The organism is Leeuwenhoekiella aestuarii (assembly GCF_004104055.1).
Classification (GTDB): domain Bacteria; phylum Bacteroidota; class Bacteroidia; order Flavobacteriales; family Flavobacteriaceae; genus Leeuwenhoekiella; species Leeuwenhoekiella aestuarii.
This window is the reverse complement of the sequence record NZ_QOVJ01000002.1, coordinates 453496-471251: the sequence shown is the minus strand read 5'-3', so window position 1 is coordinate 471251 and position 17756 is coordinate 453496. Positions and strand designations below refer to the sequence as shown.

Annotated in this window: 12 protein-coding genes; 6 read left to right on the top strand and 6 right to left on the bottom strand. The window is 36.6% G+C overall.

Annotation, left to right across the window (positions count from 1 at the left end; all coding sequences use genetic code 11):
* Positions 1–211: 211 nt before the first annotated feature.
* The 3 genes from DSM03_RS08005 to DSM03_RS07995 all read left to right on the top strand — a co-directional run bounded on the left by DSM03_RS08005 (position 212) and on the right by DSM03_RS07995 (position 5230).
* Positions 212–1969, top strand: coding sequence for an ABC transporter ATP-binding protein (locus DSM03_RS08005; protein WP_128761316.1), 1758 nt, complete (start codon positions 212–214; stop codon positions 1967–1969).
* Positions 1970–2036: 67 nt separating this feature from the next.
* Positions 2037–2411, top strand: coding sequence for a PUR family DNA/RNA-binding protein (locus DSM03_RS08000; protein WP_128760957.1), 375 nt, complete (start codon positions 2037–2039; stop codon positions 2409–2411).
* 296 nt (positions 2412–2707) lie between these two features.
* Positions 2708–5230 (top strand): M14 family zinc carboxypeptidase, encoded by a 2523-nt coding sequence (locus DSM03_RS07995; RefSeq protein WP_128760958.1) that lies wholly within the window; start codon positions 2708–2710, stop codon positions 5228–5230.
* A gap of 69 nt (positions 5231–5299) precedes the next feature.
* Here the strand turns inward: DSM03_RS07995 and DSM03_RS07990 are convergent, their stop codons facing one another.
* A complete protein-coding gene (locus tag DSM03_RS07990) occupies positions 5300–6364 on the bottom strand; it encodes a glycoside hydrolase family 43 protein (RefSeq protein WP_128760959.1) in 1065 nt (354 codons plus the stop codon).
* A 95-nt stretch (positions 6365–6459) separates the two neighbouring features.
* Positions 6460–7575, bottom strand: coding sequence for a formylglycine-generating enzyme family protein (locus tag DSM03_RS07985; RefSeq protein WP_128760960.1), 1116 nt, complete (start codon positions 7573–7575; stop codon positions 6460–6462).
* 160 nt (positions 7576–7735) lie between these two features.
* Between DSM03_RS07985 and DSM03_RS07980 the strand changes: the two genes are divergently transcribed.
* Complete coding sequence (locus DSM03_RS07980) at positions 7736–8068, top strand: hypothetical protein (RefSeq protein WP_128760961.1); 333 nt, start codon at positions 7736–7738, stop codon at positions 8066–8068.
* A 2-nt stretch (positions 8069–8070) separates the two neighbouring features.
* Here DSM03_RS07980 and DSM03_RS07975 read toward each other — a convergent pair whose 3' ends face one another.
* Positions 8071–9909, bottom strand: coding sequence for a glycoside hydrolase family 15 protein (locus DSM03_RS07975; RefSeq protein ID WP_128760962.1), 1839 nt, complete (start codon positions 9907–9909; stop codon positions 8071–8073).
* A 274-nt stretch (positions 9910–10183) separates the two neighbouring features.
* Between DSM03_RS07975 and DSM03_RS07970 the strand changes: the two genes are divergently transcribed.
* Positions 10184–11218, top strand: coding sequence for an XdhC family protein (locus tag DSM03_RS07970; protein ID WP_128760963.1), 1035 nt, complete (start codon positions 10184–10186; stop codon positions 11216–11218).
* Between the two features lie 79 nt (positions 11219–11297).
* On the opposite strand, the gene DSM03_RS07965 is transcribed toward DSM03_RS07970, so the two are convergent.
* The 3 genes from DSM03_RS07965 to DSM03_RS07955 all read right to left on the bottom strand — a co-directional run bounded on the left by DSM03_RS07965 (position 11298) and on the right by DSM03_RS07955 (position 15353).
* The gene (locus DSM03_RS07965) at positions 11298–13466 is read right to left on the bottom strand and encodes a xanthine dehydrogenase family protein molybdopterin-binding subunit (protein WP_128760964.1); all 2169 of its coding nucleotides are present in this window, start codon (positions 13464–13466) and stop codon (positions 11298–11300) included.
* 27 nt (positions 13467–13493) lie between these two features.
* Entirely contained in the window at positions 13494–14486 is a 993-nt protein-coding gene (locus DSM03_RS07960; protein WP_128760965.1) for an FAD binding domain-containing protein, read from the bottom strand.
* Positions 14487–14552: 66 nt separating this feature from the next.
* Positions 14553–15353 (bottom strand): 2Fe-2S iron-sulfur cluster-binding protein, encoded by an 801-nt coding sequence (locus DSM03_RS07955; protein ID WP_128760966.1) that lies wholly within the window; start codon positions 15351–15353, stop codon positions 14553–14555.
* Between the two features lie 286 nt (positions 15354–15639).
* On the opposite strand from DSM03_RS07955, the gene DSM03_RS07950 reads away from it, so the two are divergent.
* A complete protein-coding gene (locus tag DSM03_RS07950; protein ID WP_128760967.1) occupies positions 15640–17754 on the top strand; it encodes a thioredoxin domain-containing protein in 2115 nt (704 codons plus the stop codon).
* Positions 17755–17756 lie beyond the last annotated feature (2 nt).

Here is a 17756-nt window from a genome sequence, read left to right as displayed (position 1 = left end):
ATAACTTAGAGCTGAACGGTAGTATACCGAAAAGTTCAAAAACGTCGCAAAAATACATTTTATTAGGGTTCTAACCACCCTAATTACTTTTTTATCTCAAAAAACTCTGTACGCGTTTTACAGTCTAAACACGTATCTTTGCCCGGCTCTATTTAAAAAAGACTTATGGTCAAAACCTTAGGTTATGAGCCTCCCCGAAGAACTACGATTTATGAAAGAACTTCAACATCTCAATAAGTATTTTAAAAAATACAAATGGAAGCTCATTTTGGGCTTTTTTATTGTTTTGATAGCCCGCATATTTGCCATACTTACGCCTAAATTTTCTGGCGATATGATTAAGTATGTAGAAGATTATTTGAATAACGGTGGTGAATTGAGTGCCTTGAAACACCAACTACTTGTTACGCTTTTGATGCTTTTGGGAGCTGCCCTACTTTCAGCATTTTTTACGTTTCTTATGCGGCAAATGTTTATTGTTGTTTCCCGCTATATGGAAGCAGATCTCAAAAATGAAGTCTACGAGCAGTATCAAAATCTTTCCCTCAATTTTTACAAGAAAAATCGTACCGGTGACTTGATGAATCGTATAAGTGAAGACGTGAGTAAAGTGCGTATGTATCTAGGCCCTGCTATTATGTATGGCGTTACTACTGTGATACTTTTTGCAACAGTGATACCCTATATGTATTACAGCGCGCCAGAACTTACGTTGTATGTACTGATCCCGTTACCTATCTTATCGGTTGCTATTTATCAGCTCAGCCGAATGATTCATAAACGAAGTACGGTTGTTCAACAATATTTATCGCATTTGAGCACTTTTACTCAAGAATCCTTTAGTGGTATCGGGGTGATTAAAGCCTATGGAATAGAACCGCAAACTTATAAGAATTTTGAAGAGCTAAGCGAAACTAATAAGGACAAAAACCTAGATTTAGTAAAAGTTCAGGCCTTCTTCTTCCCTTTAATGATTGCTTTAATTGGCGTAAGTAACCTATTGGTAATCTATATAGGTGGTAAAAAATATATAGATGGAAGCATCCCTGATCTAGGCGTTATTGTAGAGTTTCTTATTTATGTAAATATGTTAACCTGGCCTGTGGCTTCTGTAGGATGGATCACTTCATTAGTACAACAAGCCGAAGCTTCACAAAAGCGTATTAATGAGTTTCTCAATGAGAAACCAGATATCGTAAATCATACAAAAGAACACACACCTATCAACGGAAGTATTCGTTTTGACAAGGTTACATTTACGTACGAAGACACCAATATTACAGCCTTAAAAGACATTTCTTTTGAAGTAAATAAAGGAGAAACTTTAGCCATTATCGGCAAAACCGGTTCTGGTAAATCTACTATCTTAGAGTTGATAGGTCGCCTATACGACACTACACATGGAACGATAAGCATAGATAGAACTCCTATCGAAAAACTCAATCTAAAAGACTTGAGAACCGCTATAGGTTATGTTCCACAAGAAGCTTTTTTGTTTAGCGATAGTATTAAAGAGAATATCAAATTTGGTAAAAAAGATGCTTCTGATGAAGAAGTTATAGCAGCAGCTAAAAATGCTGTTGTACATAAAAATATAGTTGATTTTTCTAAGGGCTATGATACAATTCTAGGAGAACGGGGGATTACCTTAAGTGGTGGGCAGAAACAGCGTGTTTCTATCGCTCGTGCCATAATTAAAGATCCACAGATTCTTTTATTTGATGACAGTCTTTCTGCAGTAGATACGGAAACCGAAGAAGAAATTCTATCAAATCTGAAAAACATCTCTGCCGATAAGACTACAATTCTTGTAAGTCACCGTATTTCATCAGCTAAAAATGCCGATAAAATTATCATTCTTGAAGAAGGAGAGATCATTCAGCAAGGTAATCATGAAGATTTGGTAAAACAACCGGGTTATTATCAAGAACTTTACCGCAAACAACTTGATGAAAAAGAAATGGAATAAAATTTTGTACACCAACTAATTTTTTTCCATTTTTGACAGAATAAAGCGTATTAATTAAACCAAGATTATGAGCAATAATGAAATGAAGGGGAATGATGAGATATTCTCGAAAGTGTTAAGAGCAGGGCGTCGCACCTATTTTTTTGATGTACGATCTACGCGTGCAGGAGATTATTACCTAACCATTACCGAGAGTAAAAAATTCACAAATGACGATGGTTCCTTTCACTACAAGAAACACAAAATTTATCTTTATAAAGAAGATTTTGATGGTTTCTCTGAAATTTTAAATGAAATGACCAGCTACATCCTTAATGAAAAAGGAGAAGAAGTAATTAGCGAGCGTCACCAGAGCGATTATGTTAAAGAAGAGGACAAAGAGCCTGTTTTTGAAACAAAATCTGCAAAAGCATTTACAGATGTAAGTTTTGACGATATTTAAAAAATTGACAACTTAGATTTTAAAGCCGCAGTATTTGCGGCTTTTTTTATGCTTCAATTTAAAGCATTCAAAATTTCGAACAATAAATTATGCTATAATAGTTACGTTTTTTAAGCTTTTAGTATAAATGGAAAAATGGTTTAGTTTTAAAATTGATATCTTTAAAATCGTTTCTAACACATGCCTCGCGGGCTCGCCCCCGAAGCATGTGTTAGGAACAAATTTTCAAAATAGCGGCAAGCCTTAGAGCATTGTATTAGAACCTTTGGCCGTGCCAATAAACCATTTTATAAAATATGAAGCAAACGCTACTTAGAGTTTTTCTACTCCTGTTCATTCCTTCTACCTATGCACAAGTATCGCACCCTACACTAGACTATTATTTACCGGATAATGTAAGTTACAATCCCAAAATTCCAACGCCACAACAGCTTTTAGGCTATGTTCCTGGTGAGTGGCATGTAAGCCATGACTTGTTGGTGAGTTATATGAAAAAAATGGCTGCAGCTTCTCCTCGCATTACTATTGAAAACCGCGGAAGAACATTTGAAGGCAGACCCATATTACTATTAACAGTTACATCGCCCGAAAACCATAAAAATATTGCTGAAATCAAAAAGCAACACGCAGCGCTTGCTGAGAGTGGTTCTGAGAGCTTAGATACAGAATCTATGCCTATTATAACCTATCAAGGGATGAGTATTCACGGTAATGAAGCCAGCGGCTCTAACGCAGGTTTATTAGCTATCTATTATTTGGCTGCTGCAGAGGGTCCCGCAATTGATTCGATGTTAAAAAATGTTGTGATTTTATTTGATCCTTCTTTTAACCCTGATGGTTTACAACGTTTCTCCTACTGGGCAAATACTAATAAAAATCAAAGCCTTACTTCAGATCCACAAGATAGAGAATATCGCGAAGTATGGCCGGGTGGACGCTATAATCATTATTGGTTTGATCTTAACCGGGACTGGCTTCCGGCAGAATTACCAGAATCTCAGGCACGTATTAAAACCTATCACGCTTGGCATCCTAACATTTTAACAGATCATCACGAGATGGGCAGCAATTCTTCGTTTTTCTTTCAACCGGGAATTCAAAGTCGTACACATCCTTTGACTCCTAAGCTTAATCAAGAGTTAACTGCAGAAATTGGGAAATATCATGCAGCGGCATTCGATAAAATTGGTTCGTTTTATTATACCGAAGAAGATTACGATGATTTTTACTACGGAAAGGGTTCAACTTTTCCAGACATTAATGGTGGTATAGGTATTCTTTTTGAACAAGCAAGTTCACGTGGGCATATACAAGAAACAGACAACGGATTGCTTACATTTCCTTTTACCATAAGAAATCAATTTACTGCTTTTCTTTCAACCCTTGAAGCAGCACAAGCCATGCGTACTAAACTTCTCAATTATCAACGCGATTTCTATGCTAACTCGAGATCAGATGCAGGTGGTGATGCTTATATTTTTGGCAGTAAGAATGATCCTGCTCGTGCAGCTCACTTAGCGCAGTTACTACAGCGTCATCAAATTTCAGTTTATGAATCTGATAAAGATTATGAATCAAAAAATTTAAAATTTTACAAGAATAGTAGCTATGTGGTGCCTAAAAATCAAAAACACAGCAGACTTCTTAAAGGCATGTTTGAAAAACGTACAACTTTTGAAGATAGTCTTTTTTATGACATTTCTGCCTGGAGTTTTCCGCTGGCATTCAATCTTGATTTTAGTGAGAATGCACCCTCAAGTTTGGCTAGTTCTAAAATAGATAGCGTGTCGCTTCCAACACCTTTAACGCTATCCAAAAGTGATTATGCTTATTTACTTCCGTGGGGAGGTTATTACGCTCCACAGGCATTAAACGATATTTTAAATGCAGGTTTACGTGCTAAAGTTGGGATACAACCTTTTACTTCAGGAGGAGTTAGGTATGATTATGGTACGGTAATGATTCCTGTACAGAATCAAAAAATAAATGCTGAAGAATTAAATCAATTTTTAGATAAAGTAGCTAAAGATGCTCATCTTGCCATAGATCCTGTAAAAACCGGCTTAACGAAAGGAATTGATCTAGGAAGCCGAAAATTCATCGCATTAGAGCCTCAAAAAATAGCACTTTTAGTTGGCGATGGAATTAACGCAACGGACGCAGGAGAAATCTGGCATCTTTTAGATACCCGTTTCAACATCAGCATCACAAAATTAGATACTAGAAGTTTAAGCAGAACTGATCTATCTAAATACACAACACTCATAATGCCTACAAGTGGCTGGGGTGGTGGTATAGACGAGTCTAGCGCTGATAAAATTAGTGAATGGGTTCGCAATGGTGGAAACTTCATTGGTTTTAAAAATGCTGCTCGCTGGATGAAACGTCAGGGATTAATTGACTTCACAACCGTGGAAACCGAAAATCCTGCGACTGATGTTACTTTTGAGCAACGCAGAGATTTCAATGGAGCTCAGGTTATAGGTGGTGCTGTTTTTAAAGCAAAAATAGATCGCTCCCACCCTATTGCTTTTGGATATGACTCTTCAGAAATTAATCTTTTTAGAGATACAACACTCTTCATAGAGACTGATGAAACCAGCTATAAAAATCCTATAACATATACTGATGAACCTTTAGTAAGTGGTTATATAAGCGATATAAATTATGAAGCTATTAAAGGGACCAGACCATTTGTGCAGCAGTCTAATGGTAGTGGTAATGTAATTCTATTTACAGATAATACCAATTTTAGAGCATTCTGGTATGGTACTACAAAACTATTTATGAATGCTATTTTCTTTAATAAAGCTATGTAAGCAGCATATATTTAAAATAAAAAAGCTCGTGTAGATAATTACACGAGCTTTTTTATTTTAAGTACATTATTAATCACGAGCATCCTGTCTAAAATCAGGAAAACCATTTTCGTCCCAGCCAATAATTCGTGCACGAGTATGTCTGTTGAAATCGTATAGCGAATTGCCTCGTATTTGCTCGTAAACACGGGCGTGATAAATCATAACATCTTCTTGATCATCTTCAGATTTTGTAAAAGAATTATGTCCGGGTCCAAAACGTCTCACTTCAGCATTAGTATAAAAAACCGGTTCTTTAGACTTGTTCCAAGATTCTTCATTCATCAAATCTGCATCTTCATCAGCCCACAATAAGCCAACTGCATAGTTAGAATCTGTTGCACTTGCAGAATACGTGACAAATATTTTACCATTGCGCTTAAGAACTGCCGGACCTTCATTTACTATATATCCTATACGCTCCCAATCAAATTCTGGATTGGTAATAATGATTTCTGGCCCCTTCAGTTTTGTAGGTGTTTCCATCTCAGACATTACCAGTGATGTTCCTTCGGTTATATTTTGTGCCCAAATTAAATAACGCTTTCCATTATGTTCAAAAGACGTCGCATCAAGTGAGAAAGAATCATGCTCTGTAGCAATTTGACCTTCTTCTACCCAATCACCTTCTGTAGGGTCCTGAGCATCTGTAGAAAGTGCAAACATGCGTATTTTCCAAACATCTTCAACTTCGCCGGCAGCAAAATACACATACCATTTACCATCTATTTTATGCAACTCGGGAGCCCAAATATGATGCCCCATATTTCCGGTTTCATGTTTGGTCCAGATAACGTGAGGTTCAGCTGTTCCTAATCCATTAATAGTATTAGCTTTTCTAATTTCAATACGATCATATTCAGGAGCTGTAGCAATAAAATAGTAGGTACCATCAGTATCTTTATAAACCCACGGGTCTGCTCGCTGCCCTACTATAGGATTGTTGTACGGCATTTCTTCTACCTTATTTTGGGCAAGCGCTTCTTCAATAATAACCTCTTTATCTGTTTCTTTTTTACAGGAATTGAAAATCATTAAAACTGTAAAAAGACCTAAAAGTGAATACTTGTGAAAACTGAAAATTTTAGATATCATATTTTATGGAGTTTATGGCTGTTTTAAAAGTGTCTGATTTACATTTATAAAACAATAATACGAAATCCTCTGAATTAATTTAAAATTAAAACGAATTAAGGATTAAGCATCGCTACATCGGCCACGGTTCTAAACCCACTATGATCTGTAGAAGAGTCTAATGCTTGCCCCATACGCGCAGAAATACGATAACTCGCACAATAAGAATCGTCACAAAGAAAAGATCCTCCTTTAATTACTTTTTCTGGCTGATACAGGTTTTCTGGATTGTAAGATTCTAAAGGTCCCTGAGGATTTACTACTTCATTACCTAAAATATCCTTATAATAGCGAACAGAGAACCAATCTTGAGTAATTTCCCATACATTACCAGACATGTCAAAGATACCTAATGAATTGGGATCGTAAGTAGCAACAGGTGCTACATAGGAATACCCATCTTCAGCAGAATTTTTAGTGGGAAAAGTACCTTGCCAAGTATTTGCTTTGGTACTTAAATCCGAATCATCATTACCCCAGGTATATATTCCTCCGGACATTTTACCATGAGCGGCAGCTTCCCATTCTGCCTCTGTAGGTAATCGACGATTTACCCATTTACAATAAGCTAAAGCATCTTCATAAGTTATGTGAACTACCGGGTAATTATCTTTTCCTTTTATGGTACTTTCCGGGCCTTGCGGATGCTTCCAGTTAGCTCCAATTTTCCATGCCCACCACTGCGTATAATTGTTCAGATCTGTTACGCTAGCTACATTTCTATTAAAAATTAAAGAACCGGGTTTGAATATACTATCTGCAGGTTTTGGAGTTCCGGCAGGTAAGGTTTTTTTCATTTCTTCCCAATCAAGAGGTCGCTCTGCAGTAGTGACATATCCTGTAGCTTTTACAAATTCTCTAAACTGAGCGTTTGTTACTTCGGTTTTATCTATAAAAAACCCATCTACGGAAACCGGATGAGCTGGTTTCTCCCGAGGTAATGCAAGTTGGTCTCCGGCCTGAGCACCTTGTGTAAAATGGATACCGGAAACCCAAACCATATCTTTTGGAGTTTCAATACTATCGGGTTGTTTGACAATTAATTTTACAATAGGCTCTTTTTCTAATACAGAATTTACTTCTCTATTTTTTACATTTTCGTTTTTGCAGCCAGCAAGAAAAAGCATTGCTGAACTCAAGACTAAAAATTGAATGGATCTATTTAGTATCATATTGTTCAAATTTAATATTATCAAAATAAATAAATGAGGAATTATAATTTCTCATTAACTAAATTTTAAAGCTACCTATTAAACTTAAGCCAATTCCCAGACTAAAATTGGTCATTAATGTAGTTAGAGATAATTTTATATTATTCTAAAAAATAAAACTATGTTATTCAGCGGAGATAATCATTTTTTCAAGACTTTAAACACATTACTCAAACGTTATAAATTTAGTAATCAAGAGCTTGAAAGCCTTCAAAAGGTAAAAAAGACCGAAATTATTAGTTTGGCGTATACTAATGATGGTGGTTTTGATCTGAAAACTGGGGATTATCATGATGAAGACCATCCTGTTAATTATAAACTAAGAATTTATTATAAAGATCAACGGAATAATTCTACAAAAATGTTGGTTATGCTTCCTTCTACTGCTGAAGAATTTACTCCGGAAGTGAAGGCATACCAATTGACTAAATCTGTAAAAAGTCAGTTATTGTAAAGTCAATCTTTCAATATAAAGGAATTGGAGCCTTTTTGTCGATCTATAGAAAATAACGTACTAATTAATCCTAAGTGAGAAAATCCCTGCGGAAAATTACCCAACTGGGCTCCTGATGGACTTAATTCTTCTGAGAATAGGTCTAAGTGATTACCATAACTCATTAATTTCTGAAAGTATCTGGAAGCTTTCTCTACTTCTCCACCACGAGATAAGCACTCGAGATACCAGAAAGAACCAATAGTGAAAGCGCCTTCACGCTCTTCACTTTTTACAGGGATGCTGTCGTGAAGGTTTCGGTACACCAAAACCTCATCAATGATGAGCTGATCTTCAATTACCTTGCGAGTCTTTAACCAGCGCTTGTCATACGGACTTATAAACTTCATTAACGGCATCATCAGCAATGAAGAATCTACGGTTTTAGCTCCTTTAAAGTGAACATAGCTTTGTAGTTTTTCGTCCCAAAAATTATCATAAATATCTTTAAAAATAAGATTTCGGTTTTCTATCCATTTGGTAACGTCTGTGGGTAATGAACGCTTTCTAACCAACCGGATAGCGCGGTCAAGAGCGACCCAACACATCAATCTTGAATATAAGTAATGCCTTTTCACTTCTCGTACTTCCCAAATACCATGATCTGGCGACTCCCAGTTTTCGCAAACAAAATCAATAAGTTTTTCAACGTTTTTCCAGAATGAATACATCACCTGCTGACCGTATTTGTCAAACAAATAAATCGTATCCATTAATTCACCAAAAACATCTAACTGCAACTGACCAGTTGCCGCATTTCCGATACGTACAGGTTTTGAGCCTTTATAACCATCAAGATCTAACTCTTCTTCATCCAAGTCGCGCCTGCCATCTATGCGGTACATAATCTGTAATTCTACATCTCCATTTATATCTGCATCTATACGCTCATAAACCCACTTCATAAAATCTGATGCCTCATTTATAAAGCCTAATCTCATAAAAGCATACATGGTAAATGCCGCATCTCTAATCCAAACGTAACGATAATCCCAATTCTTATCACCACCTAGAGTTTCAGGTAAAGAATATGTGGGTGCGGCAATAGTTGCACCATATTTAAAACTTGTGAGCAGTTTTAATGTGATTGCAGAACGCTTCATATGCTGCGCAAAATCTCCTTTATAAGTACAGGTTTTAATCCAGTTCTTCCAGAATTGCAGCGTTTCATCAAGCTTATTTGCTATAACTTCTCTGAAATGACTATCATACCTATAGCTTTCTTCTTCAGTATCACTTTCAATGATAAAATATGCTTCCTCCCCTTCATTTAATTGAAACTCGTTGCTTATGCTTTCTCCCTTTTCCAAAGGCACAGAGGCTGAAACTTTGAGTCCTTTGTCAAAATTTTTATTTGTAAAACTTAGGGTATGTTTATCTAATAGTTGAGTTTCGGTTGAAATTTTACCATAGTTGAGTTGCACCTTGATATCGAGATCAAAATTTACGCTTCCGCGGATAACTTCAATCTTCCTTATCAGTTGATTGGGAACTTCTTTCCCAATCCCAATAGGCATAAAATCTGTAAACTCAACAGTATAGTTTTCTGATAAAAAACGGGTGGTCAACACACTGGTGTCTAATACATATTCCTGAAAACACTTTGTAAAATTCCCCTTTGGTCGTGTAACAAAATATCCTCCTTTATTTCGATCTAAAATTGATCCAAAAACGGAATGTGAATCAAACTCAGGAAAGCTCATAAACTCAATTGCTCCTTCTTTTTGAATTAATGCACAGGTCCTACAGTTTCCTATCAATCCATACGATTCAATTGCCGGGTACTCAGAAAAATCAATCATTTATAAGTTTGCTTATTTTGTATTCATATCGTTAAACTGAAAAATTACTGATAAACGCGGCCAATTCTATTAAAATTAAGGTAAATTCTATTGATTTAGAACGGACTTTAAAAATTCTCAAAATCATAAAATCTTGTAAAAAACCCACACGCTTCGGGAGATCGCAAAAAATAAATTTAACTTACTTCAAGTTTTAAGCTATAAAGAAAATAGCTTTTAAATTAGAGGAAAACCAAGAAGTGTATAAATCTCGATTATCGAGTAAATACTACAAATGACACACGAATTTAAAGAACTCATTAATACAGCTTTCACCTACTATAAAGACCATCAAAAATGTGTGATGGCAAGCGTGGTTGATTTAGATGGCTCTTCATACCGAAAACCAGGTGTGCGTATGCTTATTTCTGAAAGTGGTATCATGACTGGCGCTGTCAGTGGTGGCTGTGTTGAGAAAGAAGTATTGTTTCAGGCTCAAGAAGTTTTTGAAACCGAAAAAGCCAAAATGATGACCTATGATGGTAGATATCGCTTAGGCTGTGAAGGTGTGATTTATATTTTAATTGAACCTGTAGTTATTAATGACACGCTTTTTGAAGAATTAAATAAAGAGTTTAAAAATCGAACCTACTTCAAACTAGAATCGTTTTACAAAAGATCAATAGAAGATGTCTCTCAAACTTTGGGAACTCAGGTTATTTTAAGTAATGGCGAGAAACTCAGTTTATCTTCTATTTCTGCTGAGCTATTCCATACAGAAAGTAGTCTGGTTTATAAGCAAGAATTGCCTCCTTTGTTTCAGGTTTTTTTGTTTGGATCTGAACACGATGCAGTTCAGTTAGGGATTACAGCATCACAATTAGGCTGGCAAGTCACGATAATTGCGTCTCCAAAAGATCCTAAAACCGATGCTAACTTTCCGGGAGTCTATCAAGTGCTACACTTAACGCCTCAGGAAGCCGCTGCGCTTATCATTGATGAAGAATCTGCTGTGGTTCTTATGAACCATAACTATGCGACAGACCTCAACTTTTTAGTAAACATAATAGATAAAAAACCTAATTATATAGGTGTTTTAGGAAGTTCAAAAAGGCGTGAAAAACTATTCAACGAACTTATAGACTATAAACCCGAACTATTTGAAGAAACCTTAGACACTATTTACGGACCGGCAGGGATTGATATAGGAGCAATTACTCCACAAGAGATCGCTCTTTCTGTTACTGCTGAAATTTTAGCCCTCAAAAGAAAACGCGAAGTACAATCGCTACGGGACAAAAATAACCAAGCTACTTCTAAAAATAGCTAGTAATAGACTGAAAAGTCGCCGCACAAAAAAGGCATTAACTGGTTCAGTTAATGCCTTGTTAAATATCAAAAGTGACGGCTTAAGCAACTCCGGGTTCTTTTTCTGCTACTATTAATTTTTCTGGCGTAATTGGTAAATCACGCATGCGCTTACCGGTGGCGTTGAATATCGCATTGGCAATAGAAGCTGCAACACTGGTAATACCGAGTTCACCAACACCTTTAATTCCCATTTTATTTGCGATCTTATCTTCTTCCGGTAAAAAGATGACATCAATATTTGCCATATCCAGATTTACTGGTACATGATAATCTGCAAAAGAACGGGTGATGAAGTTACCGTAATTAGGTTCAACTTTTGTTTGTTCTGCTATTACCATACCGGCCCCCATCACACAACCACCAATTATCTGACCGAAAGCCGTCTTAGGATTAAGAATTTTTCCGCAGGAAGCTACATTGAGCATTCTTTTAATTCTAAATACTCCGGTGTCTTTATCCACCCAAACTTCGGTAAAATTGGCTCCAAAAGAAAATACTGAATGATTCTTGAACTCTTCATCAGGTTCTGCCGTTCCTTCAGCCTCAAAAGAAGTGAGGTTTCCGGATCGCATCAGTTTAGCGAGACCGGCATCAGCAATCTTTAAACCAGATTTTTCTTCTAAAGAAGCAATAGCATTTTCACAAGCTGCCCGTGCTCCGTTTGAAAAAGAAGCGGCACCCCAAGAACCGCCGGAACCCAGAGTTTTAGGAAAATCTGAATCGCCTAGTTCTACATCAACCTGCGCTACAGGAATATTTAAATACTCTGAAGCAGTCTGCGCGATAATGGTATAACTACCCGTACCAATATCTGTTGCATCCATTTGAATGGTTGCAAACACCTCACTATCCTTAAGTTCTAAAATAACTTTAGCAGAAGTCTTCTGATAAGGAGCACGTCTTGAAGCTCCACTTACACCATAACCCACAAGCCAGTTTCCTTCTTCTTTAGTTCCTGGTTTTTGCGGTCTGTCTTCCCACCCAAATTCTTTAGCTCCTATCTTAAGACATTCATTGAGTAATCTTGAAGAAAAAGGTTTATCACTGCTGGGATCAACTTGTGTATCGTTCTTAACCCTAAAATCTACAGGATCCATTTTTAATTTCCACGCCATTTCATCCATAGCAGATTCTAATGCAAAACTACCGGTTGCTTCTCCTGGCGCGCGCATAGCAAACGGAGTTTGTAAATTCATAGGCATCAAACGGTGTCTTACTTTATTATTTGGTGTTTTATATAACATCTTTGTAACTGTACCACAAGATTCTTGAAACTCTTCATATGTTGAAGTATGAGATAAAGTATCGTGTGATAAGGCCGTTAAGCTCCCGTCTGACTTAGCTCCCACTTGTATTTTTTGTTCGTTACGCTGTCTCAGGTTAGTATTGGTAAACATTTGATTTCGCGTGACGGTCATTTGTACCGGCCTGCCTAATTGCTTAGAGGCCATGACTCCCAAAATCACATGTTGTTTTGCGTGAAGTTTTGACCCAAAACCCCCACCTACAAAAGGTGCTATTACACGTACATTTTTCTTTTCGATCTGAAAAGTATCTGCGATAGTTAGGGTTGCATCGTCAATTATTTGTTGACTTGCATAAGCCTCTACATTTCCATTATTCCACGAAGCAATAATCGCGTGAAGCTCCATCGGATGATGATGTTCAATCGGTGTATTATATATCTGTTCTAGTGTGACATCTGCTTCTGCCAATCCCTGTGATATATCTCCTCTCGAATAATCAGATTTTTCTGTGGGTCTGTAAGCTTTAGCTCGAGAACTGTCAAAATCAATATCGGGCTTCTCTTCGCTGTATGTATATTTTACTAAACTTGCGGCATATTGTGCCTGCTCAAAAGTTTCTGCAATAACGAGACCTACATATTCTCCGTAATAATGCACATCAGCACTTTGCAATACCGGCTGAATGCTTGAGGTTGAAATGGCAGGTAATTCTTCATCATATTGCTTCAGTTTATCTGCATTCTTATAAGTAAGTACTTTAATAACTCCTTTTTGTTTTTCGGCTTCGCTGGTATCTATAGCTGTAATTGTTCCTTTAGCTATTGTACTGTTTATGCCTTGTGCATAAGCCAAATTCTTCACATTAAACTCTGAAGCGTATTTGGCTAGCCCCATCACCTTAAGCCGACCTTCTACACGGTCTATAGGGTTTCCCGTTCCTATTGATATATCTGTATTCATTTCTTTAAATTTTGTGGTGGTTAACTACTAAGCTGTTTTTGCAAGCGCTTGCTCCAATGCTCTTACAATCGCTTTTTTACCCATTGTAACCTTATACTCATTATCTGAAAGGGTTTTTGCATCCCTTAGAGCGAGTTCAGCCGCCTGTTCAAAATTGGCCTTTGTTGGCATTTTTCCGGTTAAGAACGCTTCAGCTTTAATTAGTTTCCAAGGTTTGTGAGCAACCCCACCCATAGCAAGACCAATATCTGTGATTTTTCCTCCGGAAATTTGAAGTCCTGCTGCAACAGAGATCAAAGCAAAAGCATAACTGCTGCGTTCTCTTATCTTAAGGTAATGGTAGTTGGATTGAAATTTAGGACTTGGTAAATCTATTGCAGTGATAATTTCTCCCGGAAGCATCGTATTATCTTTTTCAGGCTGATCTCCCGGTAATCTATGGAAATCTGTAAACTCGATAGTTCGGGAGGTTCCTCCTGGTTTTTGGAGGGTTACTGTAGCTTCTAATGCTGCCAACGCCACACACATATCTGAAGGGTGAGTCGCTACACAGCTTTCGCTCCATCCAAAAATGGCATGTTTTGAATTAGCCCCTTCTAATGCACCACAACCACTGCCCGGCTCTCGCTTGTTACAAGGCATTGATACTTCAAAAAAGTAAGGGCAACGCGTGCGCTGTAATAAATTACCGCCGTTTGTTGCCATATTACGAATCTGCGCCGTAGCAGCAGATAACATGGCCATAGACAGCAGCGGATAGTTTTTTCGAATATCAGGATGATTTGCGGTTTCTGAATTGCTAAGCATCGCGCCTAGTGTAAAACCTCCAGTATCGTTAGATGTTATTGTATTAAAATCAAGATCTGCCACTTCAATGATTTGTGAAGGTCTTTCGACATCTTCTTTCATCAAATCAACAAGGTTTGTTCCGCCTCCCAGATATTTTGAATCACTATTAGTTACAGAAGCAGTCAAAGCCTCTTCTATTGTTTTCGGTTGGGTATATGTAAATGGTCTCATAATTTGTTTTTTTGATCTGTCTTTTGAAAAATCAAGAGACATTAATCAGGATGAAGAAAAATAGATTCAAGAATTGCTCGCCTCATTCATTTGCTCTGTAGTAGCAAACTTCCATTTTGGTTTTTCTTCAACACCAGATTGTACTTCTTTTATAGCCTGCACGATATTATTATAAGCTCCACAACGGCAAATATTACCAGATATACGCTCTCTGATTTCTTCCTCAGAAAGTTCTAGATCGCTTTTGACATTGGTAAAATCTTTAGTTACATAACTAGCCTCTCCATTCTTAGCTTCATCCAATAAAGCTACAGAAGAACAAAGCTGTCCCGGCGTACAATACCCACATTGAAAACCATCATGTTTTAAGAAGGCTTGTTGCATAGGGTGTAATTCAGAATGATCTGCAAGGCCTTCAACTGTAGTGATCTCTTTGTCTTTACAAGTAGCTGCGAGAGTAAGGCAAGAAAGCTTACGCTTACCGTCTATCATCACAGTACAAGCTCCACATTGACCGTGGTCGCATCCCTTTTTTGTTCCTGTTAAATTTAAGTGTTCGCGTAGTGCATCTAGTAACGATGTTCTAGAATCTAGAGTTAGGGGTTCTACTTTGTTATTAACGTGAAGATTTACTTCGACTTCGTTTAAAAAAGCATTTAATGCTTTAGGCAAATCTGCAATTGTAGTGTTTCCGAATAATTCTGAAGTAAAATAAGATGAAGCCATAACGCTGACTCCTGCAGCAGAAACTTTACCTAGAAATCGTCTTCTTGAATCCCCAAAAAGTCCTAGCTGATTTAAAATCTGTTCTTCATCTTCTGTTAATTTTTCATTTTCGGGAGATACGTTTTTGTCGAGCTTTTTCATGAGCAATAGATTGTAGTTTTAAGATAGTTAATTGAACTGCTTCAAAATAGATATGCAATACATCGCATTTCAGAAGAAAAAACTATCAACTACAAGTTATTACTTAAACAAATGTTTCGGTTAAAAACAGTACTAAATGTCTCTTAAGGAAATTAATATGAATTCATAAATATTTAAATAAACAGGTAGTTTTTGAATGTATGCATTGTATTCCAGGATTAAAAGAAAACATTTTGTTTGCAGATTGAGATTTAATATTGAATTTTTGAAAATATTCTAAATACTTATGTATAAGCAATCAGCTTTATATTTTGTTACCCAGTTAATTTGGGTTTACACCTTGTTAGTTCCTGTAGTTTCTTTTAGTCAAGAACCCACTTCGGATTTTAAGCATACTAATGCGCTTATAAATGAAACCAGCCCTTATTTGCTTCAACATGCGCACAATCCCGTAAACTGGCAACCATGGAGTGAAGCCGCATTTGAGCAAGCTAAATCTAAAAACAAACTGGTCATTGTGAGTATTGGTTATTCTTCTTGTCACTGGTGTCATGTTATGGAAGAAGAAACTTTTTCGCAGGAAGATGTTGCTCAGGTAATGAATAAAAATTTTATCAACATTAAAGTTGATCGTGAAGAGCGCCCTGATGTAGATCAGGTTTATATGACGGCAGTACAACTTATACAAGGGAGTGGAGGCTGGCCCCTTAATGTAATCGTTTTACCTAACGGAAGACCTCTTTATGGCGGTACCTACCACACAAAAGCAGACTGGATTAAACTCTTAAACTCTCTATCTAAAACCTATAAAGAACAACCAGAAAAAGCCACTGAATTCGCAAATCGACTGGCTGCTGGTATCCAGGAAAAAAATGATTTAGGTATCAAAAATGAACCTGTTTTCTTTTCAAAAAAATTATTGAATGAAACTATTAATACTTTAAAAGAAAATTGGGACTTGAAGTATGGTGGTTTAAAAGGACAGCAGAAATTTATGCTTCCGGCTAATCTCAACTTTTTGTTAGACTATGTAACATTAAGTAACGATGCGCAAGCAAAAGAATATACAAACCTTTCGCTAGATAATATTGCTTTAAGAGGAGTTTACGATCACGTAGATGGTGGCTTTTTTAGATATAGTATAGATGAAAAATGGCAACTGCCACATTTTGAGAAAATGCTTTATGATAATGCGCAACTTTTAAGTGTTTATGCTAATGCCTATAAGGTTTTCAAAAAGCCACTTTATAAAGAGCGTATTGAAGAGACCTATAAATTTTTAAGTACCATTTTTAAATCAAAAAGCGGTGCATATATAGCTGCACTAGATGCGGATGTAAATGGTGAAGAAGGTGCTTATTATTTATGGAAGCTTGAAGAATTAGAAGCTATAATAACAGATCGATTTGAGCTATTTAAAGCTTATTATAACATTTTTGAATCAAATGTAGTAGAATCTGAAAGCTATCATTTGTTTGCAACCGAAACGAATTCAGAATTCTGTGAAAATCAAAATATCTCTGAAGCTGAATTGATCAATCTAAAAATACAATGGAAGACCAACTTGCAGCAGTGGCGTCATCAAAGACAACTGCCACGTAAAGACGATAAGATCATTATATCTTGGAATGCATTATTGATTTCCGGACTGGTAGATGCATATGAAGCGCTTGGTGATGCTAAATACCTCAACGAAGCTCAGAAAATTTACACCACACTTTTAAAGAATGCTTATATCACTCAAAATCTGATGCATTCCTATAAAAAAAACAGCAAGCCCGATGATGGCTTTTTAGATGACTATGTTTTTATGACTAAAGCATCTTTTGATTTATATTCTGCAACAACTGAATTGAAATATCTGGATCAAGCCACTAAATTTCTTAATCAGACCAAAGAAAAATTTTCTGATAATGAATCTGTGTTTTATAAGTTCAATTCTGGTGAAAAATTGATATCTAAGATCATTACCACGAATGATGGGGTTCAACCTTCGGCAAACTCGATAATGGCACAAAACCTTCTCAAGCTTGGTCACTTTTATTATAATGAGGGTTATTTAAATGAATCTAAAAAAATGCTGACGGCGATTCACGAAAAGGTCACATCTTTTCCCGGAAATTATTCCCAATGGTTTACGCTTCAACTCAATATGACCTATCCGTATTATGAGATAGCTGTTGTCGGCAAAGATACGCCTACTCTACTTTCAGAATTCAATACAATGCATTTACCTAATACAATTCTTGTAGGAAGCAGTAAAACTCAAAATCAAGAACTTTTTGAAAGTCGTTTTGTAGCCGGAGAAACCTATATTTATGTTTGTGAAGAAAAGGCTTGCAAATTGCCCGTAAAAACCGTCAATGAGGCTATAAACCAGATGGAAACCGAAAATTATTAATT

Bases quoted from the DNA above. Each gene is read 5' to 3' on its own strand.
- DSM03_RS08005 (WP_128761316.1), top strand. From the start codon at position 212: ATGAAAGAACTTCAACATCTCAATAAGTATTTTAAAAAATACAAATGG.
- DSM03_RS07950 (WP_128760967.1), top strand. From the start codon at position 15,640: ATGTATAAGCAATCAGCTTTATATTTTGTTACCCAGTTAATTTGGGTT.
- DSM03_RS07970 (WP_128760963.1), top strand. From the start codon at position 10,184: ATGACACACGAATTTAAAGAACTCATTAATACAGCTTTCACCTACTAT.
- DSM03_RS07955 (WP_128760966.1), bottom strand. From the start codon at position 15,353: ATGAAAAAGCTCGACAAAAACGTATCTCCCGAAAATGAAAAATTAACA.
- DSM03_RS07990 (WP_128760959.1), bottom strand. From the start codon at position 6,364: ATGATATCTAAAATTTTCAGTTTTCACAAGTATTCACTTTTAGGTCTT.
- DSM03_RS07985 (WP_128760960.1), bottom strand. From the start codon at position 7,575: ATGATACTAAATAGATCCATTCAATTTTTAGTCTTGAGTTCAGCAATG.
- DSM03_RS07995 (WP_128760958.1), top strand. From the start codon at position 2,708: ATGAAGCAAACGCTACTTAGAGTTTTTCTACTCCTGTTCATTCCTTCT.
- DSM03_RS07975 (WP_128760962.1), bottom strand. From the start codon at position 9,909: ATGATTGATTTTTCTGAGTACCCGGCAATTGAATCGTATGGATTGATA.
- DSM03_RS07980 (WP_128760961.1), top strand. From the start codon at position 7,736: ATGTTATTCAGCGGAGATAATCATTTTTTCAAGACTTTAAACACATTA.
- DSM03_RS08000 (WP_128760957.1), top strand. From the start codon at position 2,037: ATGAGCAATAATGAAATGAAGGGGAATGATGAGATATTCTCGAAAGTG.
- DSM03_RS07960 (WP_128760965.1), bottom strand. From the start codon at position 14,486: ATGAGACCATTTACATATACCCAACCGAAAACAATAGAAGAGGCTTTG.
- DSM03_RS07965 (WP_128760964.1), bottom strand. From the start codon at position 13,466: ATGAATACAGATATATCAATAGGAACGGGAAACCCTATAGACCGTGTA.